General features: G+C 70.3%; 21 protein-coding genes. 4 read left to right on the forward strand and 17 right to left on the reverse strand.

Annotation, left to right across the window (positions count from 1 at the left end):
• Window positions 1-30: 30 nt before the first annotated feature.
• On the reverse strand, window positions 31-3,312 hold the full coding sequence (locus IEZ13_RS24635; RefSeq protein ID WP_183222072.1) for an NACHT domain-containing protein: 3,282 nt from the start codon (window positions 3,310-3,312) through the stop codon (window positions 31-33).
• Window positions 3,313-3,387: 75 nt separating this feature from the next.
• On the reverse strand, window positions 3,388-3,729 hold the full coding sequence (locus tag IEZ13_RS24640) for a hypothetical protein (RefSeq protein WP_183222073.1): 342 nt from the start codon (window positions 3,727-3,729) through the stop codon (window positions 3,388-3,390).
• A gap of 319 nt (window positions 3,730-4,048) precedes the next feature.
• Between IEZ13_RS24640 and IEZ13_RS24645 the strand changes: the two genes are divergently transcribed.
• Window positions 4,049-6,484, forward strand: coding sequence for a phosphoketolase family protein (locus IEZ13_RS24645; protein WP_183222074.1), 2,436 nt, complete (start codon window positions 4,049-4,051; stop codon window positions 6,482-6,484).
• A gap of 234 nt (window positions 6,485-6,718) precedes the next feature.
• Window positions 6,719-7,171 carry a peptidoglycan-binding domain-containing protein gene (locus IEZ13_RS24650; protein WP_183222075.1) on the forward strand — a complete coding sequence of 151 codons (453 nt, stop codon included), beginning with the start codon at window positions 6,719-6,721 and terminating at the stop codon, window positions 7,169-7,171.
• Between the two features lie 3 nt (window positions 7,172-7,174).
• On the opposite strand, the gene IEZ13_RS24655 is transcribed toward IEZ13_RS24650, so the two are convergent.
• The 6 genes from IEZ13_RS24655 to IEZ13_RS24680 form a co-directional block, all read right to left on the reverse strand.
• On the reverse strand, window positions 7,175-7,927 hold the full coding sequence (locus IEZ13_RS24655) for an energy-coupling factor ABC transporter ATP-binding protein (RefSeq protein ID WP_183222076.1): 753 nt from the start codon (window positions 7,925-7,927) through the stop codon (window positions 7,175-7,177).
• Between the two features lie 4 nt (window positions 7,928-7,931).
• A complete protein-coding gene (cbiQ, locus tag IEZ13_RS24660) occupies window positions 7,932-8,681 on the reverse strand; it encodes a cobalt ECF transporter T component CbiQ (RefSeq protein WP_183222077.1) in 750 nt (249 codons plus the stop codon).
• Complete coding sequence (locus tag IEZ13_RS24665) at window positions 8,678-9,019, reverse strand: PDGLE domain-containing protein (protein ID WP_183222078.1); 342 nt, start codon at window positions 9,017-9,019, stop codon at window positions 8,678-8,680. The genes cbiQ and IEZ13_RS24665 overlap by 4 nt, the downstream gene beginning before the upstream one ends.
• Window positions 9,016-9,711, reverse strand: coding sequence for an energy-coupling factor ABC transporter permease (locus IEZ13_RS24670; RefSeq protein WP_183222079.1), 696 nt, complete (start codon window positions 9,709-9,711; stop codon window positions 9,016-9,018). Before IEZ13_RS24670 ends, IEZ13_RS24665 begins: the two co-directional genes overlap by 4 nt.
• A 64-nt stretch (window positions 9,712-9,775) precedes the next feature.
• A complete protein-coding gene (locus tag IEZ13_RS24675) occupies window positions 9,776-10,747 on the reverse strand; it encodes an Acg family FMN-binding oxidoreductase (RefSeq protein ID WP_372441866.1) in 972 nt (323 codons plus the stop codon).
• A gap of 57 nt (window positions 10,748-10,804) precedes the next feature.
• The gene (locus IEZ13_RS24680; RefSeq protein WP_183222081.1) at window positions 10,805-12,481 is read right to left on the reverse strand and encodes a GAF domain-containing sensor histidine kinase; all 1,677 of its coding nucleotides are present in this window, start codon (window positions 12,479-12,481) and stop codon (window positions 10,805-10,807) included.
• Window positions 12,482-12,566: 85 nt separating this feature from the next.
• Here IEZ13_RS24680 and IEZ13_RS24685 point away from each other — a divergent pair, with 85 nt between their 5' ends.
• Window positions 12,567-13,214, forward strand: coding sequence for a response regulator (locus tag IEZ13_RS24685; RefSeq protein WP_183222082.1), 648 nt, complete (start codon window positions 12,567-12,569; stop codon window positions 13,212-13,214).
• A gap of 281 nt (window positions 13,215-13,495) precedes the next feature.
• Here the strand turns inward: IEZ13_RS24685 and pflA are convergent, their stop codons facing one another.
• From pflA to IEZ13_RS24700, 3 genes are read right to left on the reverse strand one after another with little or no spacing between them, the layout of a single operon-like run.
• A complete protein-coding gene (gene pflA / locus IEZ13_RS24690) occupies window positions 13,496-14,230 on the reverse strand; it encodes a pyruvate formate-lyase-activating protein (RefSeq protein ID WP_183222083.1) in 735 nt (244 codons plus the stop codon).
• A complete protein-coding gene (gene pflB, locus IEZ13_RS24695; protein WP_183222084.1) occupies window positions 14,227-16,467 on the reverse strand; it encodes a formate C-acetyltransferase in 2,241 nt (746 codons plus the stop codon). Before pflB ends, pflA begins: the two co-directional genes overlap by 4 nt.
• Before the next feature lie 8 nt (window positions 16,468-16,475).
• Window positions 16,476-18,452 carry a hybrid sensor histidine kinase/response regulator gene (locus IEZ13_RS24700; RefSeq protein WP_183222085.1) on the reverse strand — a complete coding sequence of 659 codons (1,977 nt, stop codon included), beginning with the start codon at window positions 18,450-18,452 and terminating at the stop codon, window positions 16,476-16,478.
• Between the two features lie 108 nt (window positions 18,453-18,560).
• On the opposite strand from IEZ13_RS24700, the gene IEZ13_RS24705 reads away from it, so the two are divergent.
• The gene (locus tag IEZ13_RS24705) at window positions 18,561-18,950 is read left to right on the forward strand and encodes an ATP-binding protein (RefSeq protein ID WP_183222086.1); all 390 of its coding nucleotides are present in this window, start codon (window positions 18,561-18,563) and stop codon (window positions 18,948-18,950) included.
• Here the strand turns inward: IEZ13_RS24705 and IEZ13_RS24710 are convergent.
• From IEZ13_RS24710 to IEZ13_RS24735, 6 genes are all read right to left on the reverse strand, one after another.
• A complete protein-coding gene (locus IEZ13_RS24710; RefSeq protein WP_183222087.1) occupies window positions 18,947-19,348 on the reverse strand; it encodes an Hpt domain-containing protein in 402 nt (133 codons plus the stop codon). The genes IEZ13_RS24705 and IEZ13_RS24710 overlap by 4 nt on opposite strands.
• A gap of 51 nt (window positions 19,349-19,399) precedes the next feature.
• On the reverse strand, window positions 19,400-20,551 hold the full coding sequence (gene rhaI / locus IEZ13_RS24715) for an L-rhamnose isomerase (RefSeq protein ID WP_183222088.1): 1,152 nt from the start codon (window positions 20,549-20,551) through the stop codon (window positions 19,400-19,402).
• Window positions 20,548-21,579 (reverse strand): ABC transporter permease, encoded by a 1,032-nt coding sequence (locus tag IEZ13_RS24720; RefSeq protein ID WP_183222089.1) that lies wholly within the window; start codon window positions 21,577-21,579, stop codon window positions 20,548-20,550. Before IEZ13_RS24720 ends, rhaI begins: the two co-directional genes overlap by 4 nt.
• Window positions 21,576-22,571 carry an ABC transporter permease gene (locus tag IEZ13_RS24725; RefSeq protein WP_183222090.1) on the reverse strand — a complete coding sequence of 332 codons (996 nt, stop codon included), beginning with the start codon at window positions 22,569-22,571 and terminating at the stop codon, window positions 21,576-21,578. Before IEZ13_RS24725 ends, IEZ13_RS24720 begins: the two co-directional genes overlap by 4 nt.
• A gap of 117 nt (window positions 22,572-22,688) precedes the next feature.
• Window positions 22,689-24,194 carry a sugar ABC transporter ATP-binding protein gene (locus tag IEZ13_RS24730; protein WP_183222091.1) on the reverse strand — a complete coding sequence of 502 codons (1,506 nt, stop codon included), beginning with the start codon at window positions 24,192-24,194 and terminating at the stop codon, window positions 22,689-22,691.
• A gap of 3 nt (window positions 24,195-24,197) precedes the next feature.
• Window positions 24,198-25,226 carry an autoinducer 2 ABC transporter substrate-binding protein gene (locus tag IEZ13_RS24735; protein WP_183222092.1) on the reverse strand — a complete coding sequence of 343 codons (1,029 nt, stop codon included), beginning with the start codon at window positions 25,224-25,226 and terminating at the stop codon, window positions 24,198-24,200.
• Between the last annotated feature and the right edge of the window lie 74 nt (window positions 25,227-25,300).

The raw sequence follows: 25,300 nt of genomic DNA on the forward strand, positions 1-25,300 counted from the left end.
ACCGGCGCCGCCCACCGGCGGCGCCGGTCATCAGCCCTTCGGCGCCAACGGCGCGAGCCGTTCTACGAGATCAGGACGCTGCCTGGCGACCTTGCGGGTGAGGCTTCCGAACTCCTCGCGGGAACCGGGCATCGCATCGGGTGGGATCGGGAACCCGAGTTCGTGGAGGCGGACCAGCAGGTCGGCGAGTAAAGCGGCATCAAGCCCGGTCACATCGAACGCGAAGGCCCTGGGCATCAACCGAACCAGCCGATCGTCGGTCTCGGGGCCCCGGCCGAGGAACCTCAGCACACAGCGCAGGAATCTCTGAATGATCTCGGTATTCCAGAAGACCGGACTCGACTGCTCCAGATCGGACTGCCCCAAGCCTGAGCTCAGCTGTTCCAGGATCGTGGTGGCCTCGGCCGGACGGATCGCGAGGTCCGTGGTCAAGCGGTCCAGGATCGCTTCCGTGCAGTGGAGTTGGATCGTCTCCGCCCACTCGGGTGCGGCGCACGTCGCGATCTGGACGCACCGCTGGTAAGCCGTGGGTGAGGGCGCGAACCACAACTCCAGAATCGCGTGCACCGGCGCCTCGAAATCAGACCCGGGTAGCCCGACGAATCTGTTGAGGTGCCAGTCGGAGGAACCAGGTCTGAGCGCATCGAGGAGGTGTTCGGTCATGTCGCCCGCCGGCAGGCAGACGAAATTGGTGGTGCGACGGCGTTCCTCCTCCTCGGCGAAGAAGCCGGTGCGCAGCCAGGCCGGGCGGTCGGTGTCGGACGCGAGCGGCCCGAGGCTCCACGACAGGTTGACGGACGACGGTGACCACACGCCGATGTAGAGGCCGATGCGGATGTCCCGTCCGCCGGCGGTGGTGATCCGCTCCACGGCGAGACGCTCGATGAAGCCGCGGAAACTTCCGCCGGCCAGCTGCGACTGCCACAGCAGGGCCTGGCTGCTCCAGTCACCGACGATGTCCGGGCGGCCCGGGAACAGGTCGCTCGCGTGGACCCGGTCGCTCACGCACACCAGGAGAAGCAGCAGGTTGGCGCTGTAGGTGGCATACCGCGACGGCTCGCCGTGGCCGGACGGCTGATATCCGGCGTAGCGCTGACCCGCCGGGCTGTGTGGCAGGGCCTCGAACAGCCGGAGCAGGAGTGCCTTCAGCGATTCCCGGACAGCGTGCGTCTCCACCCACGCTGTCTCGATCAGGAAGTCGATGACGGTCGACCGGCGGCTCAGCGGCTGATGGGAGAGCAGGGCCCGCAGCAGATCGTCGTGGACCGGCGCCGGCCCGAACGGCGAGGTCGACGCCGACGCCTGCGCCGCGACGTCGAGCAGCACCTGCCAGGTCAGCCGGGCCACGAAGAACTCGGTGAAGGTGGCGTGCAGGAACTCATACGTCTCGACGGCGTCGAGAGTGGCCCCGGCGCGTGCCCGATGGACGAAGAAGAACCGCCCGAGCGTCAGCTCGGCCGGGCGCAGCGCGGCTCGCAGACCGCCCGGCGCCTGCTGGACCGGGCCGAGTAGACCGGCCAGATCCGCCTCCAGATCGGCCTCGCTCACCCACAGCGCCGACCGGTTGAACATCGCGAAGGCCACCACAGCGAGCCGCCGCAACTCCTCCTCGACGGCGGCCGCGAGATCCCGGGCGGGCAGACCGGGCCGCTGTTTCACCACCTCGCGGGTGGCGAAACTGCGCAACAGCCGCTCGTAGAGCTGATCCTGCCGGAGGCTCGCGCCGACCCGCTGCAACGCGTTGCCGTCGGCGTCGTAGAGGGCCAGCATGAGCAGAAGCAACGGCTGCTCGGCGAGATGCCGGTGGGTCAGCACGCTGTCGGTGGCCAGTGGCGCGAGCCGGCGGGCGGCGAAACCGGCGGCGTTCGCCCGGTTCCAGACGGCCAGCCAGGTGGCGATCTGCTGCTCGTCGAACGGTTCCAAGCGGATCGTCAGGGTCCCGGCCGGGGTCCGTGCCCGGTTCGCCACCGCGATCCGGCTGGTCACCACGACCGCGACCGGGCGGCCCTGGGCGGCCTCACGGCGCTGGAAGGCGGCGACCCGCTCCAGGTAGTCGGTCTGGCTCACACCGGTGGCCTGCAACAACTCGTCGAAACCGTCGAGCAGGACGACGGGCAGCGCGTCGCCGGCCGACCGGACCAGGTCCGGCCAGTCGAGCCGTTCGCCGGTGGCGGCGCGAATCGCGTACTCCACCTGGTCTTGAATCTGATCGAGCGACGGGGTTTCCCGCAGCACGACCCGGACCGGCAGGAACTCGGTGGCGGGCAGGCCGGCCGACAGCACCCGGGTGAAGACCGACTTGCCCGAACCGGGTTGACCCAGCACCAGCAGCGGGGCCCGGACGGCTCGCGGCGAGGTCAGGTGCCCGATCAGGAAGTCGCGCAGATCGTCCCGCACCGGTAACCGTGACCACCAGTCGTCGTCGCTGACCGGAGCGGGCCCGGCCTCGCCGGGCACCCGGAACCGTGGTGGCAGATAGGCCTCGCCGAGGGTGGGTACGGTGATGCCGTCCGGCAGGTCGCCGGTGTCGACCACCGGCCGGTCCAGGTCGTCGCGGTAGGCGGCGGCCAGCCCGGCCCGGCGCTGGTCCGGCGCTTGCCCGGTGTGGATGGCCAGCAGGACCGGGGAGATCTCGGCCAGCGCGGCCCGGACGGCGCGCTGCTCCTGCCGGTCCGCCCAGTAGGCCACCTCGGGGAAGTCGGTGCTGAGCCGTAGCAGCGCTTCGTCGTAACGCGCGATCGACGAGTGGGCGACCGAGGTGAGCGCGTCGGCGATCCGGGCGCGGTCGGGTGCGGTCAGGTCCTCCACGACCGCGAGACCGTCGAGGAAACGGGCCAAGCCGTCCGCCAGATCGTGGTAGAAGCCCCGCAGGGACCGGCGGAAGTCGCTCAGGGAACGCTCCGGGCCCGGCAGCAGACGGCCGGCGGTCATGATCTGGGTGACGAAATCGGCGTGCACCGGGCCGCCGGCACCCAGCGCGATCTGCTCGCCGCGGGTCAGTTCGGCGGGCAGCCGCACCTCGCGTAACCCCTCGAAGAAGGCGGCGACCACGATGACGGTGTGGGCGGCCTCGATCCGCTCGGTGCGGCCGTAGCGGGACAGCCCGGAACGGTGTTCGGACAGGTCGCGGACCAGCCGATGGCTGAGGCGGACCAGATCCGCTTTCGCGTCGAACCAGCCGAGCACCTCGCTGACCAGCGGCGCTGTGCCCAGCATGAGCCAGCTCGCCGTCTTCTCCAGGAGAGCGACGACCTTGCTCTCCTGATCGCCGAGAAGCCGGGCGGCGTCGGCGTAACTGAGCGACCTGGCCATCGATCCATCATGGACGCTCGGCGGTCCGGAGGCGTCCTCCCATGGGCGGAGACAGGGATGGACGCTGGTGCGGTCTCAGGAGGCGAAGCGGCGGGCGATGTCGCGGTGGGCGGCGGCCGCGGTGGCGGCGTCCCGGTCGCTGAACGGTGAGCCGGGGCCGGCACCCATGGTCTCGACCTGGTCGGCGAACCGGCGGTGCCGCTCGCCCGCGTGCTCCCGGCAGGGCAGGCAGGTGACGCTCTCCGGCAGGGTGGACGTCATCGCGTACGGCACCCGGCGGCCGCACGCCGTCGGGACCTCGGCCGGCAGCTCGGCGGCGAGGCCGAACGTGGCGGCCAGCATGTTCCGCTCCGCGGCGCGGGACCGCAGCGCGCCCGCCTCGACGTGGATGTGCGGATCGTCCGACGGATTCGCCATGGCCCCACTGTGCCACGCACCGGCGGAATCGTCCGGCACGGGTGATGCCGGCGGGTCCGCGGCCGGGAAGCCTGGAGATGTGAGCCTGTCCCACCAGGCCGCCGCTGCGGACCGCCGGATCCTGGCAGAAGTTTCCCCAAGGGCCCGTGGCGCCGGCCATCTGCCGCTTAACGTGAGCTTCATGTTCCGGCCACGGCATACCGGTGGTCGGCGGGGGTAACGTCCCGATCGGGAGGGTCTTAAGGCCCGTGTCCGTTATCCGGGCCGCCGATACGTTGATCGTGACCAGTCAGGAACTCGAAAAACTCTGTCGAGAGGAATGATCGTGACCGCCGTTTCGGATCACCGGGCCGCCACGTTCGACCAGCAGGAGCTCGTGCAAAAGCTCGCGGCTCCGAACGACGCCGAGATCGCCAGCCTGGACGCCTGGTGGCGGGCGAACAACTACCTGACAGTCGGGCAGATCTATCTCCAGGGCAACCCGCTGCTGCGGGAGAAGCTCACGTCGGAACACATCAAGCCCCGCCTGCTCGGGCACTGGGGGACCAGCCCCGGCCTGTCGCTCATCTACGCCCACGTCTCCCGGCTCATCAAGCAGACCAGGCAGCAGGCCATCTACCTGGCCGGGCCCGGCCACGGCGGCCCGGCCCTGGTGGCCGCCGGCTACCTGGAGGGCACCTACTCCGAGGTCTACCCGAAGGTCGGCCTCGACGAGGGCGGCATGCTGCAGCTGTTCCGCCAGTTCTCCTCCCCGGGCGGCATCCCGAGCCACGTCTCGGTGACCACGCCGGGCTCCATCCACGAGGGCGGCGAGCTGGGCTATGTCCTGGTCCACGCGTTCGGCGCGGTGATGGACAACCCGGACCTGCTGGCCATCGCGGTGGTCGGCGACGGTGAGGCGGAGACCGGCCCGCTCGAGGGCTCCTGGAAGGGCGTCTCCTTCCTGAACCCGGCCCACGACGGCGCGGTCCTGCCGATCCTGCACCTCAACGGCGCGAAGATCGCCGGACCGACGGTGCTGGCCCGCAAGGACCCGGCCGAGGTGCGCAAGCTGTTCGAGGGCCACGGCTACGACGTCCTCGAGGTGGAGGGCGACGACCTGCCCGGCATGCACCACCGGTTCGCGGCGGTCCTGGCCGAGGCGTGGGGCAAGATCAGGAGCATCCAGACCGCGGCGCGCGGCGGTCAGTGGGACGGCACGCGGCCGCACTGGCCTCTCATCGTCATGCGTACGCCGAAGGGCTGGACCGGTCCGGAGAAGATCGACGGCATCAAGGTGACCGGCACGTGGCGCTCGCACCAGGTTCCGCTCTCCGGCGTCAAGGGCAACGACGAGCACCTGGCCGAGCTGGAGAAGTGGCTGCGGTCGTACAAGCCGGAGGAGCTCTTCGACGCCACCGGCGCGCCGGTCGCCCAGATCATGGACCTGAACCCGCCCGGTGAGCTGCGGATGAGCGCCACCCCGCACGCCAACGGCGGCCTGCTCACCAGAGATCTCGACATACCGGACTTCCGGGACTACGGGATCGACGTGAAGCGGCCGGCCCAGGGCCGCGCCGAGTCGACCCGCAAGCTGGGTGAGCTGATGCGTGACATCTACACCCGCAACCCGGACCGGTTCCGGCTGTTCTGCCCGGACGAGACGAACAGCAACCGGCTGGGCGCGGTGTTCGAGGTGTCCGACCGCGGCTTCATGGAGTCGGTCAACGACGAGGACGTCAAGATCAGCAACACCGGCCGGGTGATGGAGGTGCTGTCCGAGCACAACTGCCACGGCTGGCTGGAGGGCTACAACCTCACCGGGCGGCACGGCATGTTCGCCACCTACGAGGCGTTCGCCATGGTCAGCGCGTCGCAGACGGTCCAGCACGGCAAGTGGCTCCAGGAGGCGGCGCACCTGCCGTGGCGGGCCAAGGTGCCGAGCCTGAACATCCTGCTCACCTCGACGGCGTGGCGCAACGACCACAACGGCTTCTCGCACCAGGGGCCCGGCCTGATCCAGGTGGTGCTCCAGCAGCGCGGCGACGTGGCCCGGGTGTACCTCCCGCCGGACGCGAACACCCTGCTCTCGGTGGCCGACCACTGCTTCCGCTCCCGGTCGTACGTGAACCTGATCGTCATCGACAAGCAGCCGCAGCTCCAGTGGCTGACCATGGACCAGGCGATCGAGCACTGCACCAGGGGCGCCGGCATCTGGGAGTGGGCCGGCAACGACGACGGCGAGCGTGACCCGGACATCGTCCTGGCCTGCGCCGGCGACGTGGTGACCATGGAGACCGTGGCGGCGGCGCAGATCCTCAACGAGAAGCTGCCGCAGATGAAGGTCCGGGTCGTCAACGTGGTCAACCTGATGACGCTGCCGCGGCCCAAGGACCACCCGCACGGCATGCCCGAGACCATGTTCCGTGAGCTGTTCACCGACCACGTGGACGTGGTGTTCGCCTTCCACGGTTACCCGGGCGCCATCCACCAGCTGGTGCACGGCCGGCCGGACGCCGACCGGTTCCGGGTGCGCGGCTTCATCGAGGAGGGCACCACCACCACGCCGTTCGACATGACGGTCCGTAACCGGGCGTCGCGCTACCACCTGGTGATGGACGCGATCAACAACGCGAAGCGGCTCCCGGGCGGCGCCAGCGAGCTGAAGGCCTGGTGCCAGTCGCAGCTGGCCAAGCACGAGCAGTACGTGGTGGAGCACCTGGAGGACATGCCCGAGGTCCGGGACTGGTCGCTGGGCGACTGGGCGGAGCACTGATCTTGATCGTGCGATATCCCACTGGGTATTGCACGTAGATGAGCGGTACGGCGCGCGAATCTCCACATTCGCGCGCCGTTCGCGTATCGGAGTTCGCGAATCGGTCAGCAGGCCGAAAAGATTTCTTCCGAAACTACGGCGGAGACTTGTCTCACCCTTTCAATCATCGGCGTGGAGAGCGAAAGTGAGGGAAGCACACACCCGTCGCTCGACGATGAGGAAGGGGACCCCCGTATGACCGCAACCCTGAACCCCTGGCCGACGACCCGGCAGGGATCCACTGACCACCCGGTGCAGACGCTGCAATACCTGCTGCTCGCCCATGGTCACACGGTCACCGTCGATGGCGTTTTCGGCTCCGAGACCGGCGACGCGGTGCGCGCCGTCCAGCGCGCCAAGAACCTGCCCGACGACGGCGTGGTCGACGCGGCCACCTGGCGGGCACTGCTCGTCGCCGTGCGTCCCGGGATGCGGGGCAGCGCGGTCCGCGGCCTCCAGGAGGAGTTCGCCCTCGACGGCGCCGACGGCATCTACGGCCCCAAGACCGAGGCGGCGATCCGCGACCTCCAGGCCGGCATCCGCGACGGGGGCGTAGCGGTCGAGGTGGACGGGGTGGTCGGCCCGCAGACCTGGCAGGCGCTGGTCAGCGGCCTGCGCGAGGCGGCTCCGCTGAGCAAGGCGGCCTAAGAGTCAGCGCCGGATCGTCGCGGGGTCGAAACCGAACGGGAGCTCCAGCCGGTGCGCGGCCATCAGGTCGCGGTCGGCGAGCAGCTCCCCGGTGGGCGCGTCCGCGACGATCCGGCCGCCGTCCAGGATCACCGCGCGCGGGCAGAGCTCCAGCGCGTAGGGCAGGTCGTGGGTGACCATCAGGATCGTCACCGGCAGCGTGTTCAGGATCTCGGCCAGTTCCCGGCGGCTGGCCGGATCGAGGTTCGACGACGGCTCGTCGAGCACCAGGATCTCCGGCCGCATCGCCAGCACGGTCGCCACCGCGACCCGGCGGCGCTGCCCGAACGACAGGTGATGCGGGATCTGGTCGCGGTGCTCCAGCATCCCGACCGCCTCCAGCGCCTCGGTGACACGCTGGTCGAGCTCGTCTCCCCGTACCCCCAGATTTGCCGGTCCGAAAGCCACGTCCTCCGCGACCGTCGGCATGAAGAGCTGGTCGTCGGGGTCCTGGAAGACGACGCCGACCCGGCGGCGGATCTCGGTGATCGCCTTGCGATCGCCCGGCGTGACCGGCAACCCGGAGACCTCCACCCGGCCCGCGCCGCCGTGCAGGATGCCGTTGAGATGCAGCACCAGCGTGGTCTTGCCGGCGCCGTTCGGCCCGAGCAGCGCCACCCGCTCGCCCGGGGCCAGGGTCAGGTCGATCCCGCGCAGCGCCTCCCGCCCGTCGGGGTAGGCGAAGGTGAGGCCGGTGATCTGGAGCGCCGCGGTCATGACGTCATGCTAAGAGGGCCGTCACGGCGATCCCGGCGGAGGCCACCGGCAGTGCGGCGGACAGCACCCACTCAGCCGCCGGCGCCGGCGCGCCCACCGTGACCGGCATCCGGCCGGCGTAACCACGCGACAGCATGGCCAGGTAGACCCGCTCGCCGCGCTCGTAGGAGCGCAGGAACAGCGCCCCGATGCCGACCGCGAACGCCTTCACCTGCCAGAGGAACCGCGGATCGTAGCCACGGGCCAGCCGGGCGATCCGCATCCGGCGGGCGTCGTCGGCCAGGACGTCCAGGTAGCGCACCATGAACGTCATGATCTGGGTGATCACGTCCGGGCAGCGCAGCCGGTCCAGCCCGATGATCAGGTCACGGGTGGTGGTGGTCGCGGCGAGCAGCAGCGACGCCAGCACACCGAGGGTGCCCTTGGCGACGATGTTCCACGCCCCGTAGAGGCCCTCGACCGACAGCGACATGCCCAGCCACTCCACCCGCTCGCCGTGCCCGGCGAACGGCAGAACCACGGCGAGCAGCACGAACGGCAGCTCGATGGTGGCCCGCTTGAGCAGCCAGCCGGCCGGCACCCGGGCGAGCGCGGCGACGATCGCGATCAGGACGGCGTACCCGGCGAAGGCGGCGAACTCCTCGCGCGGCGTGACCACCACGATCACGGTGAAGAGCAGCACCGCCACGATCTTCACCTCGGGGGAGAGCCGGTGGATCGGGCTCTCCCGGTCGAGGTGCAGCGAGTTGTTCAAGAAGACGCCCTGTCCCGTCGCCGCAGCAGCCAGAACAGGCCGCCGCCGATCGCGAAGGTGATCAGCACCCCGGCCACCCCGGACAGGCCGGTGGCCAGGAACTCGTTGTCGATGCCGGCGATCGCGTAGTCGGCCAGCGGGCTGTCGCCGAGCTGGTGCTCGCCCTCCCGCTGGGCCATGCAGGCGCCGCCGGTGATCTCGTCGTCGGCGTTGAACGTGCAGCCCTCCCGGGCCGCGTAGTCCAGGCCGTCCGGGCTGCCGGAGGCGAAGTTGGACACCACTCCGGCCAGCAGCAGGGCCACCAGCAGACCGGCGATCAGGAACGCCTTCTTCCTCATGCGATCACCGCCTTCGCCAGGACCGGCCGGCGGAAGTGGCGCAGCGCGTAGACCAGGTCGGGGCGGACCCGGGCCACCGTGACGACGGTGACCGCGGCGATCAGGCCCTCACCGATGCCGATCAGGGTGTGCACCCCGGCCATGGTGGCGGCGATCGCGCCGATCGACAGCTCGGTGGTGCCACCCAGCGCGTACTCCACCACGAAGCCCATCGACGCCAGCACCACACCGGCGACCGAAGCGATGAGGGCGGTGGCGCCGAGCCCCGCCGGGTTCCTCGGGAGCACCCGCAACAGGGCGGCGACCAGCACGTACGCCACCGCCGCCCCGATCAGGGCCATGTTCGTGATGTTCAGCCCGAGCGCGGTCAGACCGCCGTCGGCGAACAGCAGGCACTGCACGATCAGCACGGTGGCGACGCAGAGCGCCCCCACGTACGGCCCGACGAGCATCACCGCGAGGGTGCCGCCCAGCAGGTGGCCGGAGACCCCGGGCAGGACCTGGAAGTTGAGCATCTGGACGGCGAAGATGAACGCGGCCACCAGGCCGGCCATCGGCGCGAGACGGTCGTCGAGGTCGAGCTTGGCGCGCCACACGCAGAACGCGAGGCCCACCGCCGCCACTATCAGAAAGATCGCGGAGACGGGACCGTCGACGATCCCGTTCGCGATGTGCATCGCCTGCGTGTCCATGGCGCCAGCATATGAGGACAACATGGTTGTTGCATATCCTTGGCAACTGGCGCAGTGATGATCTTCACCCGGTCAGGACGTCGGCGACCTCCCGGCGCGGTGTCGGGTGGCCCTGATGGCCGTACCCGATCCGGAGCGCGATCTGCGGGAACCCGGTGCGGCCCAGTGAACGCCGCAGTTGGTCACGGGCCGCCGGCACCTCGATCGGCTGGGAGATCAGCGAGCTCGCCAGCCCGGCGTCGGTCACCGTCAGCAGGATGTGCTGGAGCGCCTGGCCCGCCATCAGCTGGTCCAGCTTGCGGTCGCCGCCGGTGCCCAGAATGCCGACCAGCGGCTCCGGCTCGTAGTCGCGGCCCGGCGCCCGGCGCCGTCCGCCGAAGTTGCGCTGCGGCAGCAGGTCCTGCGCCTCACCCACGGTCGCCGCCGCGCCCACCGGGATGCCGTCGTACGCCGACTCGGTGTCCACCCAGGTGATCATCTCGGCCTGGTAGTGGGAGTCGCGCCGGAGCACCCGGTCGGCGCTGTGCGCGATCTCCGAGAACCCGGTCAGCGCCGTCATCCCGACCAGCAGGTCCAGCCAGGCGCCCTCGACCCGGGCCGCCTCGATCAGCCGGATCCGCACGTCGGCCGGCACCGGATCGGGCCAGAACGGGTCACGGTTGCTGTGCCGGCGGTCGATCGCGGCGTACAGATCCCGCTCGAGGTAGGTGGGCGGCCGGCTCCGGCCGGGCGCGAGGCGGGCGATCACCTCCGGCCGCGCGCTGTCCGGAAGCAGCATCACGTCGGCCGGGGTGCCACCCCAGGCCAGCGCGAGGCGGGCGTTGAAGGTGGCCGCGCCCAGGGCGAGCCGCATGGCCCAGCCGCCGCCGTCGGCCACGGACAACTGCCGTCCGGGGTCGGCGAGCACCTCGATCGCGCCGTCATGCAGGCGGAACGCCCACGGCTGGCTGTTGTACATGGACGGAGCCTGAATGCCGGCCGCGGCGGCGCGCCGCAGGTCGGACTCGTCGTAGCGGGTCACAGCGTTCTCCTTCACTGTCCCCTCCCACGTTGCCGTTCGGGAGCACCGCCGGTTAAGGGCCGAAGGTCCCGGTCACCCGCCGATCGGGACCCGCCAGGTCACCAGAGTTCCCGACCCGTCCGGGCGGGGGCCGATCTCGAACGAGCCACCGAGGTCACTGGCCCGCTCACCCATGTTCAGCACACCGCCCCGGGCCATGGCCGGCTCGATGCCGGCCCCGTCGTCCTCCACCATCAGTGTCAGCTCCCGATCGGCGGCGCGCACCGAAACCCGGACACTGCTCGCCTGCGCGTGCCGGGCCACGTTCGACAGGGCCTCCCGGAGCACGGCCATCAGCTCCGGCACGATGTCGTCCGGCACCGCGCTCTCCACCGGCCCGGACGTCTCCAGCGTGGGCCGGAACCCGAGCGTGTCCAGGGCCGCGTCGACGGTGTCCCGCAGCTCGGTCCGCAGGGTCGCCCCGACCGGCGCCCGCAGCTCGAAGATCGACCGCCGGATGTCGCGGATCGTGGCGTCCAGGTCGTCGACGGCCGCGTTGATCCGCTTCACCACCTCCGGCTTCACCCCGGCCGGGGCGACCGCGCCCTGCAACTGCATGCCGGTCGCGAACAGCCGCTGGATCACCACGTCGTGCAGGTCCCGGGCGATCCGCTCCCGGTCCTCCAGCACCGCCAGCAACTCCCGCTCCTCCTGGGCGCGGGCCCGCTCCAGCGCCAGCGCCGCCTGCCCGGCGAACGACGACAGCAGGGCCGCGTCGTCGGTGCTGGCCGGGTGGCTGACGATCAGCACACCCTGCGGCGAGTCGGTGCCCGCCAGCGGGGCGAGCAGCGCCGGCCCCTCCGGCACCGGGCCGGGCCACTCGGCGGCCGCCCGCAGATCCTCCACCAGCCGGTACGTCTCCTCCGGGCCGAACGCCGGCAGCACCTTGCCGACCATCTGCGCGCACGACGGGTCGGTGCCCTCCACCACCTCGATGCGGTAGCGGTCGCTGTCGCCCTCGTACAGCAGCACCAGCACCAGCTCGGCGTCGGCCACCTCACGGGCCCGGCGGGCGATCAGCCGCAGCGCCTCGGTCCGCCGGACCGTGCCGAGCAGCACGCTGGTGATCTCGGCGGCCGCGGCCAGCCACCGCTGACGGCGCTGGGCCAGCTCGTACAGCCGGGCGTTGTCGATCGCCACCCCGGCCGCGGCGGCCAGCGCCACCACGATCTCCTCGTCGTCGTCGGTGAACTGGTCGCTGCCCCGCTTCTCGGCCAGGTACAGGTTGCCGAAGATCTGATCGCGGGTGCGGACCGGGACGCCCAGGAAGCTGTGCATCGGCGGGTGGTGGGGCGGGAATCCGTACGAATTAGGGTGTCTGGTGATGTCCGGCAGCCGCACCGGCTGCGGATCGGTGATCAGCAGACCGAGGACGCCACGGCCGTGCGGCAGGTCGCCGATCTTCGCGTGCGCCGCCGGGTCGATGCCGAACGTGACGAAGTCGGAGAGACTGCGCCGGTCCGGGCCGACCACACCGAGAGCGCCGTACCTCGCGTCGGCCAGCGCGCACGCCGCCTCCACGATCCGTTGCAACGTGCTGTTCAGATCCAGGTCGGTGCCGATGCCGACGACCGCGTCGAGCAGCGCGCGCAGCCGCTCCCGGCTGGCCACGATCTCACCGACCCGGTCCAGCGTCTCCTGCAACAATTCGTCCAGCCGGACCCGGGAGAGCGGGCTCAGCCCCAGCGACGGAGTAGATCCTTCAGCCACGCTCAAAGGCTATCCGCCACGGCAAAAGCACGGCGCGGGACCTAAGGCCCTTGGTGCCGGGCCGGGCGGGCGGTAGGAAGGAGACATGATCCGAGTCTTTCTCCTCGACGACCACGAGGTCGTCCGCCGTGGCCTCGTCGACCTGCTCCAGGCGGGCGGGGACATCGAGGTGGTCGGCGAGTCCGGGTCCGCCCAGGAGGCGGCCCGGCGCATCCCCGCCCTGCGTCCCGACGTCGCGGTGCTCGACGCCCGTCTGCCCGACGGCAACGGCATCGACGTCTGCCGTGACGTGCGCGCCGTCGACTCGTCGATCAAAGGCCTGATCCTCACCTCCTACGAGGACGACGAGGCCCTCTTCGCCGCGATCATGGCGGGCGCCTCCGGCTACGTGCTCAAGCAGATCCGCGGCACCGACCTGGTCGACGCGGTCCGCCGGGTCGCCGCCGGCCAGTCGCTGCTCGACCCGGCGGTCACCCAGCGGGTGCTGGAGCGCATCCGCAACGGCGTCGAGCAGCCACGCGAGCTGGCCTCGCTCACCGACCAGGAGCGGCGCATCCTCGAGTTCGTCGCCGAGGGCCTGACCAACCGGGAGATCGCCGGCCGGATGTTCCTGGCCGAGAAGACGGTCAAGAACTACGTCTCCAGCCTGCTCGCGAAGCTGGGTCTGGAGCGGCGCACACAGGCCGCGGTCCTGGCCACCAAGCTGCTCGGCGAGCATCCCTCGCACCACTGACCTCAGCACCCCGCACATCCACGGCCCGGGCGTTTCCGTCCGGGCCGTTTCTTTTGCTTTTGTACGACAGAGCACGCGGCCGTCTGCCGGGTCCGGCCCGCGACGCACCGCCGGGCGTTGCTGCCGGGCTGAGCCTGACCGGGCGGCTGGCGCCGCACGGACCACCGATCTTCGCCCGGCGGGCGCGGCAAAGGCTTGAGTCGCAGGGGCTCGCGTGGAGCTGGCGGAACTGCCCTGAAAGGACGGGGCGTGCGCTTCCGTACGATAAAGGCGGTTTGGGGTTAATAGACCGTCAGGCCGTGGGCGCGGAACCGGGCGCGGACCCGGTCGACCAGCGCGGGGGTGGGCGCGTCGGTGCCGGCCAGCGGAAACGGCTGGTTGAGGGCGGCGTACTTGGCGGCGCCGAGGCGGTGGAACGGCAGGACCTCGACGCGTTCCACGGTGCTGATCGAGGCGGCGATGGCGGCTACCGCGTCGATGTTCTCGACCGTGTCGGTGAGCCCCGGGACCAGGACGAAACGGACCCAGATCGGGATGCCGCGGTCGGCCAGGCGGTGCGCGAAGCTCACCGTCGGTTCGAGGGATCCGGTACGTGTGACGCGGTGGTACGTCTCCTCGTCGCCGGCCTTGATGTCGAGCAGCACCAGGTCGGTGACCTCGAGCAACTCGTCGGACGCCTTGGCGCCCAGGTAGCCGCTGGTGTCGAGGGCGGTGTGCAGTCCCCGCTCCCGGCACCGGGTGAAGATCTCGCGGACGAAGTCGGGTTGTTGCAGGGCCTCACCACCACTGAGGGTGACGCCGCCGTGCGCGACCTTGATGAAGCGCTCGTAGCGCTGGATCTCGGTCATCAGCTCGTCGGCGTCCATGATCTGCCCGCTGCGCCGGAACCACGTGTCGGGGCTGTGGCAGTACTGACAGCGCAGCGGGCAGCCGGCCAGGAACGCGACGAATCGCGTTCCCGGCCCGTCGACGCCCGTGGAGACGTCGAACGAGTGCACACTCCCGGTGACGGTCACAGCGCGCCGTGGAAGGTGCGCGAGATGACGTCGCGCTGCTGCTCCTTGGTGAGCCGGACGAAGTTCACCGCGTAGCCGGAGACCCGGATGGTGAGCTGCGGGTACTTCTCCGGGTGCGCCATCGCGTCCTCCAGGGTGGCCCGGTCGAGAACGTTGACGTTCATGTGGAAGCCGTGACCGTCGGTGTAGCCGTCGAGCACGCCGACCAGGTTGCCGATCTGCTCGTCGCGGGTGCGGCCGAGACCGTCCGGCGTCGAGGTGATGGTCAGCGAGATGCCGTCGCGGGCGCTGCGGTACGGCAGCTTCGACACCGACAGGGCCGCCGCGACCAGGCCGTGCTTGTCCCGGCCGTTCATCGGGTTGGCGCCGGGCGCGAACGGCTCGCCGAGCCGCCGGCCGTCCGGGGTGTTGCCGGTGTGCTTGCCGTAGACGACGTTCGAGGTGATGGTCAGCACCGACATGGTGGGCTCGGCGCCGCGGTACATCGGCTGCCGCCGGATCTTCTCCATGAACCGGTTGACCAGGTCCACCGCGATCTCGTCGACCCGGTCGTCGTTGTTGCCGAAGGTCGGGTAGTCGCCGTCCACCGCGTAGTCGACCACCAGTCCGGTCTCGTCGAGGACCGGCTTGACCTGGGCGTACTTGATCGCGGAGAGGCTGTCGACGGCGACCGAGAGGCCGGCGATGCCGGTGGCCAGGAAACGGTGCACCGGGTAGTCGTGCAGGGCCATCTCGATGCGCTCATATGCATACTTGTCATGCATGTAGTGGATGACATTGAGTGCATCAACATAGACCTCGGCAACCCAGTCGAGCGTCCTGTCGTACGCCTCGAACACCTCGTCGTAGTCGAGCACCTCCTCGTTCAACGGCTTGGACGCGGGCGCCACCTGCACGCCGCTGATCTCGTCGCGGCCACCGTTGATCGCGTAGAGCAGGGCCTTCGCCACGTTCGCCCGGGCGCCGAAGAACTGCATGTCCTTGCCGACCCGCATCCCGGACACGCAGCAGGCGATCGCCGCGTCGTCGCTCAGGTACGGCCGCAGCAGGTCGTCGTTCTCGTACTGGATGCTGCTGGTGTCGATGCTGACCTGGGAGCAGAACCGCTTGAAGCCCTCGGGCAGCCGCGGCGACCACAGCACGGTCATGTTCGGCTCGGGCGCCGGGCCCAGGTTGTAGAGCGTCTGCAGGTAGCGGAAGCTGGTCCGGGTCACCAGCGGCCGGTCGTCGGAGCCGATGCCACCGATCGACTCGGTCACCCAGGTGGGGTCGCCGGAGAACAGCTCGTCGTACTCGGGGGTGCGCAGGAACCGGACGATGCGCAGCTTGATGACGAAGTCGTCGACCAGCTCCTGGGCCTGCTCCTCGGTGAGGACGCCCTCGGCGATGTCGCGTTCCAGGTAGACGTCCAGGAACGAGGAGGTCCGGCCGAGCGACATGGCCGCGCCGTTCTGCTCCTTGGTGGCCGCCAGGTAGGCGAAGTACAGCCACTGGACCGCCTCACGGCCGGTGGTGGCCGGGCCGGACAGGTCGTAGCCGTAGCCCGCGGCCATCGTCTTGAGCTCCTGGAGCGCGCGGATCTGCTCGGACAGCTCCTCCCGGTCGCGGATCACGTCGGCCACCGACAGGCGGGCGTTCAGCGCCGTCTTGACCTGCTTGCGCTCCTCGATGAGGAAATCCACGCCGTAGAGGGCCACGCGGCGGTAGTCGCCGATGATCCGGCCGCGGCCGTACGCGTCGGGCAGGCCGGTGATGATGTGCGAGCGGCGGGCGGCGAGCACGTCGGCCGGGTAGGCGTCGAACACACCGGCGTTGTGGGTCTTGCGATAGTCGGTGAAGATCTTGCGCACACCGGGGTCGAGCTCCCGCCCGTACGCCTTCAGGCCGCCCTCGACCATCCGCAGGCCGCCGGCCGGCATGATGGCGCGGCGCAGCGGGGCGTCGGTCTGGAGGCCGACGATCAGCTCGCTCTCCCGGTCGATGTAGCCGGGCCCGTGCGCGGTGATCGACGACGGGGTGGACGTGTCGGCGTCGTAGATGCCGTTGGCCCGCTCCTCGACGAACATCGCGGACAGCCGGTCCCAGACACGGGTGGTCCGCGCGGTCGGCCCGGCGAGAAACGCGGCGTCGCCCTCGTAGGGCCGCACGTTGTCGTGGATGAAGCCGGCGACGTCGATCCCGGTGCGCCACGACGTCCCGGCGAAGCCGCGCCACGCGTCCATGTTTCCTGCCTGCATGACCCCTCCTAGTGGTTCCCTCCCAGCGTCTCGTCGGGCCGTCCCGGGCGGGCAGGGCCAATGGTCCCGGGACGGCGGGGCAGGCGGACCGTGGCGACCGTTCCGCCGCCCTCGTGCTCGTCGAGCGTGATGCTGCCGCCGTGCAGTTCGACGATGGCCCGGCTCAGCGCCAGCCCCAGGCCTGCGCCCGGGATGTCGCTGTGCCGGGCGTTGGAGGCGCGGTAGAGGCGGGCGAAGAGGCGGTCGCGCTCACCGGCCGGGATGCCGATGCCGCTGTCGGTCACGGTCAGCACGGCGGCGTCCTCGTCGGTGGTGAGGGAGACCTGGATCATGCCGCCCTCGGGGCTGTGCTTGACCGCGTTGCCGATCAGGTTCTCGGCCACCTGGCGCAGCCGGTCGCGGTCGCCGGGGACGGTCAGCCGCTCCGGCAGGTCGGTCCGCACCGAGAAGCCCGCGGCCGCGGCCGCCACCACCGATGCCAGGTCCACCTCGGCGGTGAGAAGCTCGGCCTGCCCGGTCTCCAGGGCGGACAGGTCGAGCAGCCGTTCGACGAGCGAGCGCAGCCGGGCGTTGTTGCGCTCGATCACCGTCAGCAGCTCGCGGATCTCGCCGACGGTCGTCTGGTCGGGCTCCTCGGCGATCAGGTCGGTGTAGGTGCCGATCGAGGTGAGCGGGGTGCGCAGCTCGTGGCCGACCAGGGCGATGTACTCGCCGACGCTGGCCGCGAGCTGGTGGGACAGCTCCTCGGAGCGGCGGCGCTCCAGGTAGGCGCCGACGTGCCCGGCGATGCCGGTGAGCAGGAGCGTCAGGGCCGGGTCGGGATCCTGGTGCTCGTGGATGAAGCAGCTGAACACGCCGACCACCTTCTCGGCGCTGCGCACCGGCACGGCCAGCGCCGCCCGGTAGTGCCCGGCCTCGGCGGGTCGGATCAGCACCGGAATGTCGGGCGCCCGCAGGTCAGGCACCCAGATCGGCTCGCCGCGCTCCCAGCAGGAGCCGGCCAGGCCCTCCCCGCGGTCCAGCGCGGGTGGCAGTTCGATCGGTGGTGAGCCGGGCGCGAGGTGGGTGGCGGCCGGGCGCAGCCGGTCGGTGACCGGGTCGACCAGCCACAGCCGCAGGTACGGCCAGCCCAGCCCGTCCGCCATGGCGCGCAGCACCTGGGCGCCGGCGCTGGCCGTGTCGGTGGCGTGCACCAGGACCTTGAGGACCTCGCTCTTGCAGCGCTCGTACTGGTGCTGGTGGTGTTCGGCGGTGACGTCGTGGACGGCGGCGACCGCTCCGAGGACCTGACCGGCGGCGTCGCGGACCGGGCGGGCGTTGACGGCGAACCAGCGGGGCCGGTCCTGCCGGTCGTGGGCGAGGATCACGTCGTGCTGGACCTCCTCGCCGCGCAGCGCCCGGTACAGCGCCACGTCGTCGGGGTCCAGCGGGCTGCCGTCGTCGCGGCGCAACTTGAACCGCTCGGCCCAGTCCCGGGCCGGCACACCCAGGCTGTCGTCGCCGAAGAAGTCGCGGACCGGCTGGTTGATCACCACGAGCCGGCCCTCCAGGTCGCACGCCACCACCCCGGCGTCGAGGCTGCGCAGCAGAGCCTCGGTGAAGTCCGGGCCCCGGGCCTCGGCAGGCGCCTCCAGGCAGCCGCGCAACGTCTCGGTGAGCTCCTCGGCGCTGAACGATGCCGGCACCACGGTGACGGCCTCCGCCTCGGCCAGTTCGGTGTCGCCGGGCGGCTGGTGGGCGGTGATCAGTACGACCGGCACGTCCGCGGTGGTGGGATGCTCGCGCAGCCCCCGGCGCATCCGGGCGCTGTCCACGTGCGGCGTGTCGACGTCGGCGATGATCAGGTCGGGCCGGTGGGCGACCGCGGCGGTCAGGGCGGCCCGGCCGTCCCCGGCGAGGACCACCCGGTGGCCGAGCCGGCCGACCACCTCGGCGATGACCGCCTGGCGTTCCTGGTCGTCCTCGACGATGAGCACCGCTGCCATAGCTGAAGCTTAAATCATGTTAAATACGGCAATAAGGACAACGACGTTTCGTGGCGATGGACTGCGGGGTACTGTGCGGCCGCACGCGAGCCATCCCTGGGGTCAATCATGTCCGAGCTGACCGCCCATCTCGACCTGCCGCTCGGCCGCGGCGCACCGGCCTCCGCCCGCCGCGCCGTGACCGCGGTGCTGGCCGGCTGGGGTTTCCACGACGGCGACTGGCTGGACGCCTGCGCCGTGGTGGTGAGCGAGCTCGTCAGCAACGCGGTCCGGCACGGCGGTGGCTGCGTCGAGCTGAGCATCGAGGCGCACGGCGGCCGGGTGACCGTCGCGGTGGCCGACGGATCCTCGGTGGTGCCCCGCCGCCGCGACCCGGACGGCGTCGGTGGGCGGGGCATCGTGCTGATCGAGGCGCTGTCGGCCGGCTGGACGGTGGAGAACCACCACGGCGGCAAGCGGGTCCGGGTCGAGCTGGAGCACTACCCCGGACTGCCCTAGATCGATTCCTCGTACCCTTCGGTGACCGCCCGGACCGCCAGCAGCGTGCCACCGGCCTCGGCGCGCAGACGTTCCACGGTGCGGCCGGGATCGGCGACGATCCCGGCCCGGGCCCGGTCCTCGACCGCGGCGCAGAGGGCCGCGAGCCGGATCGCCCCGATGTTGGCGGCCGACCCCTTCAAACTGTGGGCGTGATCGCTGACCGGCTCCGGATCCCCGGCTTCCAGGAGGCGGGCCAGCAGGTCCACCGCGTCCGGGGTCTTCGCGGTGAACGAGCGGAGCAGCCGGAGCACGAGAGCCCGCTCGGCCGGTGACGGATCCCCCTCGGCGAACTCGGAGAGGCGGGCCCGGACCTCGGTCATCCGGGCCTCGTGCTCCGGCTGCCCAGCGGTCTCCATCCGCTCATGGTGCGCCCGGGCGGACGGGGTCCGGGGCCGATTCGCGGAGGATCACGCTCCCCAGCCCGCCTGCGTGCCACCGACCCGCTCGGCGGCCACGCTCTCGGCGTACCCCGTCGCTTGAAAGGTCTTGACCGGATCGCGCGGCAGGCCCCGCGCCTCCCGCCGGTCCGCGAGAGCGGACCGCACGTCGGTCTCGTAGGCGTCCATCAGCACCTGATGCGCGCCCAGCACGTCACCCGCCCGCTGTTCGGCGGCCAGCGCCTCCTGGTCCACCAGCAGTGCCTTGGCCAGCGCCGACTCGACGTTGAGCACCGAGCGGATCTGGCCCGGGATCTTCTCCTCGATGTTGTGGCACTGGTCGAGCATGAAGTTGACGCCCGACCCGGGCCGGTGCGCGCCCGCGGCCACGATCTCCGACATGATCCGGAACAGCTGGAACGGGTCGGCCGAGCCGACGATCAGGTCGTCGTCGGCGTAGTAGCGCGAGTTGAAGTCGAACGCGCCCAGCCGGTTCTGCCGGATCAGCTGCATCACGATGAACTCGATGTTCGTTCCCGGCGCGTGGTGGCCGGTGTCCAGCACCACGGTCGCCTTCTCACCCAGCGCCAGGCAGTGCAGCAGCGAGGTGCCCCAGTCCGGGATGTCCATGGTGTAGAAGTGCGGCTCGAAGAACTTGTACTCGAGCAGCATCCGGTGGCCGTCGTCCATCGCGTCGTAGATCGTCCGCAGCGACTCGGCCAGCCGGTCCTGGCGGCCGCGCAGCGAGTCCTGCCCGGCGTAGTTGAGACCGTCCGGCAGCCAGATCTTCAGATCCGTCGAGCCGGTCTGCCGCATCACGTCCAGGCACCGCAGGTGATGGTCGACCGCCTTGCGCCGGACCGCGGCGTCCGGGTGGCACAGCGAGCCGAGCCGGTAGTCGTCGTCCTGGAACAGGTTCGAGTTGATCGCGCCGATCTGCACACCCAGCTTGTCGGCGTGCGCCCGCAGATCCGGCCAGTCGTCGACCAGGTCCCACGGGATGTGCAGGGAGACCCGGTTGGCCAGCCCGGTCACCCGGTTCACCTGCGCGGCGTCCGAGATCTTCTCGTACGGGTTCCGCGGCCCACCGGGACGGGTGAACACCTTGAACCGGGTGCCCGAGTTCCCGTACGCCCAGCTCGGGACCTCGATCGTGAAGCCGTCGAGTCCGTCGAGGTTCATGATGCGCTTCCTCCGTACCTACGATTGGTGAGCCCGTTCAACAGCGCGGCGAACACCAGCACCGCGCCCAGGGCGAGAAGCTGGTACTGCGAGCCCTCGTTACCGACGAAGGCGAGCAGGATGCCGGCGTTGAGCCAGACGATGAGCAGCGTGGCCAGCACCACCCCGGCGACCCGGCCGATGCCACCGGTGATCGCCACCCCGCCGAGCACGGCGATGGTGATGGCCGGCAGGGCCATGCCGTTGCCGGAGACCCCGGCGTCCGGGCGCGCCGAGGCGAACTGGCCCACGGTCACCACGGCCACCAGACCCGAGATCAAACCCGCATAGACGTACGCCTTGAAGCGCGTGTCCTTGACCGGAAGCCCTGCCCAGCGAGCGGCGACGTCGTTGGTGCCGATCGCGTAGAGCCGCCGCCCGTAGGCCGTCCGGGCCAGCAGCACCCAGACCGCGACGACGGTCGGCAGCAGAAACGTGAAGATGCCCAGCGGGACGTCCGGGACGTACTCGCCGAACAGCGGCAGCTCCACCGACCTGCTGATGGAGAACAGCTCCTGGATCGGCTCGGTGCTGATCGGCTGCTGGTCGTTGATCACGATGGCCAGCGACTTGTACGCGTAGAACGTCGCCAGCGTCGCGATCAGTGCCGGGAACCCGATGTACGACACCAGGAAGCCGTTCACCGCGCCGAGCAGCGCGCCGAACCCGGCCGTCGCCAGGATCGCCAGCCACAGCGGCCAGCCCCACTCGCCGTACGCGAAGCCGAACACCATGCCGGCCAGCGACACGATCGCCCCGACGCTCAGGTCGATGCCGCCTCGGCCGGACAGGATCACCAGCATCTCCGCCAGGCCCAGCATGGCCAGCGGCACCGCGGTGATCAGCGCCGCCGACATGTAGTCGAAGTCGTACGGCGCCGTCAGGTAGCCGCCCGCGTCGTTGACGAAGAACGTCACCACGACGGCCACGATCAGAACCGCGAGCAGCGCGATCCGCTGCGTGAGAAGAATCCGGACCGCCCTGCTCACCGGTTCCTCCTCGCCCGGGCACGCAGCAGGTCGGCCCCGACTGCCACGATGATGAAGATGCCGACGAACAGGTCGGAGAGCTGCGAACGCCAGCCCAGCTGGGTCACCCCGGAGGCGACCGACTGCACCAGCAGCGCGCCCAGCAGGGTGCCGAGCACCGAACCGCGGCCGCCCATGATGCTCGTTCCGCCGATGACCACCGCGGCGATCACCGCCAGCTCCTTGCCGGCGCCGACCGACTGATCAAGCGTCGAGGTGCCCTGCGCGATCACGAAACACGAGGCCAGGCCGACCAGCAGGCCGGTCAGCACATAGGCCGACAGGACCCGGCGCTGCACGCGGACACCGGCCAGCCGGGCCGCCTGCGCGTCGCCGCCGATCGCGAAGAAGTGCCGGCCACCCGCCGTGTGCCGCAGCCACCACCAGGCGGCCGCCGTGAGCAGCACGGTGATCAGGAAGGCGTGCGGGACCCCGAGGGTGCGCCCGTCCGGTCCGCGGCCGAAGAACGCCAGCGTGCCGGGGATGCCGTTCACCGTCCCGGAGCCGAAGATCCGCAGGCCCAGGAACATGAACAGGTTCGCCGTACCGAAGGTGATGATGATGGCGTGCACCCGGCCGTAGGCGATCAGCACGCCGTTGACCAGGCCGAGCAGACCGCCCGCCGCGACCGACAGCAGCACCGCCACGGCGAGGCCCACCTCGGCCTCGACCAGCGCCTTCGCGGTCAGCACGGAACAGACCATGATCGCGCCGCCGACCGAGACGTCGATGCCGCCGGTGATGATCACGATGGTCATGCCGACGCCGATCAGCGCCACCGGGGCGGTCGCCACCAGCAGCGGCTGGATCGAGCCGGCGGTCAGGAACGCCGGGGTGCTCACCGCGAGCGCGGCCCACAGCACGACGATCACACCGACCAGCACCACCTCCTGGCCGGTGACCGGTGACGGCAGCACCCGCTTCCTGATCTTCGCTTCCGCAACCGCGGTCATTCGCTGCCTCCCGCGGCGGTCGGTCTTGTTCCGCTTCCGCTTGCTTTGCCGCGCGCGGTCATTCGCTGCCTCCCGCGGCGGTCGTCGGCCTTGTTCCGCTTGCTTTGCCGCGCGCGGTCATTCGCTGCCTCCCGCGGCTGCGGCCAGCAGGTCCACCTGGCTGGCGTCCGGGCCGAACTCGTCGGTCGTCGTGCCGCCCCGCACCACCTGGATGCGGTCGGCGATGCGCAGCGCCTCCGGCAGGTCCGAGGTCACCACCAGGACGGCGGTGCCCTCCTCGGCCAGCTCGGTGATCAACCGGTGGATCTCCTCCTTGGCGCCGACGTCGACACCCTGCGTCGGCTCGGCCAGCACCAGCACCCTCGGCCGTTCCACCAGCTGCCGGGCGAGGATCACCTTCTGCGCGTTGCCGCCGGACATCGCGCTGATCGGCTGCCGTTCGTGCGGCGTCTTCACCGCGAGCCGCTCGATCAACTTGAGCGCCACCGCCTTCTCCCGCGCCCGGTCCACCCAGACGCCCAGCTTGGACAGCAGCTTGAGATGACCCGCGGAGATGTTGAAGGCGATCGACTGGAAGCCGAACATCCCCTCGACCTTGCGGTTCGCCGGCAACAGGGCGATGCCCAGTCGCTGTGCATGCTCGGGGTTCTTGATGTTGACTTGAGTTGAGTCGACTAGAAGCTGTCCATGTGTAGCGCGATCAATGCCGTACACACATGCGGCGATCTCGGATACACCCGAGCCGACCAGTCCGTACAGGGCGACGATCTCGCCGGCCCGCACGGTCACGTCGACGTCGCGGAACTTCCCGGTGCGGCCCAGGCCGCACAGCTCCAGCGCCGCCGGTCCCTCCGAGACCTCACGATGCGGCCGGGCGTCCGACAACTCCTCGCCGACCATCAGGTGCGCGATCTGGCGCACGCTCAGATCCTTGATCGGGTACGTGCCGATCGTCCTGCCGTCACGCATGACCGTCACCTCGTCAGCGATCCGGAACAGCTCGTCCAGACGGTGCGAGATGTAGATGACCGCGACACCGGCGGCGGTGAGCCGCCGAACCACGTCGAAGAGCACCTCGATCTCGGCGTCGGTCAGGATCGCCGACGGCTCGTCGAGGATCAGCACCTTCGCGTCGGCGGCCAGCGCCTTGGCGATCGAGACCTGCTGCTGCTCGGCCACCGAGAGGGTGCCCACCTCGGCGGTCGCGTACCGCTCCGGGAGGCCGAGCAGCTCCAGCAGCTCGACCACCTTCGCGTTCTGCGCCGACCAGTCGACCTTCTTGAACGTTGAGCGGATCTCCCGGCCCAGGAAGATGTTCTCCGCCACGGTCAGCTCGGGGAACAGCTGCGGCTCCTGGTAGACGGTGGCGATGCCGAGCGCGATGGCGTCGGTGGTGCTCCTGATCTCGGCCGTCACGCCCTCGAACTCGATCCGGCCCGAGTCGGCGGTCTCCGCCCCCGCCACGATCTTGATCATCGTGGACTTTCCCGCGCCGTTCTCCCCGACCAGGGCGTGCACCCTGCCTGCCCGTACCGTGAAATCGGCGTGCTGAATGGCCCGGACCGCGCCGAACCGCTTCGAGATAGCGGTCAGGCGCAGTCGGGGCGTCGTCTCGTCGGTCATCGATCAGTAGTTGAACTTGTCGACGTTCTGGTCGGTGATCGCCAGGGCCGGGCCGAGCAGCAGCATCTTGTCGGCCTCGGTGTAGGCGACCGCGGACAGCTCGCTGGACACGTTGTTCGTCGCCGCGAACGGCTTGCCCTGCGCGATCTGCGCGCCGGCCCACGCGGTCAGGTAGCCGAGGTTCTCGACGTCCCAGAGGATCGCCGCGCTCGACGACTTGTCCTGCAGGTACGGCTTCATCGCCTGCGGCGTGCCCAGGCCGACCGTGAAGACCTTGCCGATCTTGCCGGCGTCCTTGACCGCCTGCGCCACACCCGGCGCGGACGAGGTGCACTCGCCGACCAGGCCGGTCAGGTCCGGGTGCGCGTTCATCAGGTCGGTCGCCATCTGGGTGGCCTTCGCCTGATCCTCACCGGCGTAGACCACGTCGACGATCGTCGCCTCCGGGTACTTGGTCTTGGTGTACTCCTGCTGCACCTTGATCCAGGCGTTCAGGTTCTCCGCGGTCTGGCCACAGGAGACGATCGCATACTTGCCCTTGCCGCCCATCTCCTTGAGCAGCGCGTCGGTCAGCCCCTCGCCGATGCCCTGCGCGGTGGCCTGGTTGACGAACACCTCCCGGACACTGCTCGGCGCGTCGGTGTCGGCGGTCGCCACGTGGATGCCGGCGTCCTTGGCCTGCTGGAGCAGCGGGGCCATCGAGTCCGGGTCGTTCGGGGCGACGATCAGGGTGTCGACCTTCTGCTGGATGTACGACCGGACGATGTCGGCCTGGGCGGCCGCGTCGGCCTGCGTCGGACCCTGGTAGAGCCATTCGACGTTGCCGAGCGCGGCGGCCGCCTCCTTGCCACCCGCGTTCATCGCCTCGAAGTAGGGGACACCCTGCAACTTCGGGACGAAGGCCACCTTGTACGTTTTATCGCCGGACCCGCTGGAAGCGGCCGTGTCGGTGTCGTTCTTCTTGGTACAGCCGGACAGAGCTATGGCGGCCGTCGTGGTGAGCACGACGGCGGCGGTGAACCGAGGGCGCATGAAGCCTCCCGAAGAGGAGTTCTTGAAACGTTCTAGCTGAGGTGTGACTCACGTTACGAGGCAGTTAGGGCAGG

It is taken from the genome of Actinoplanes campanulatus (assembly GCF_014647795.1).
Classification (GTDB): Bacteria; Actinomycetota; Actinomycetes; order Mycobacteriales; family Micromonosporaceae; genus Actinoplanes; species Actinoplanes campanulatus.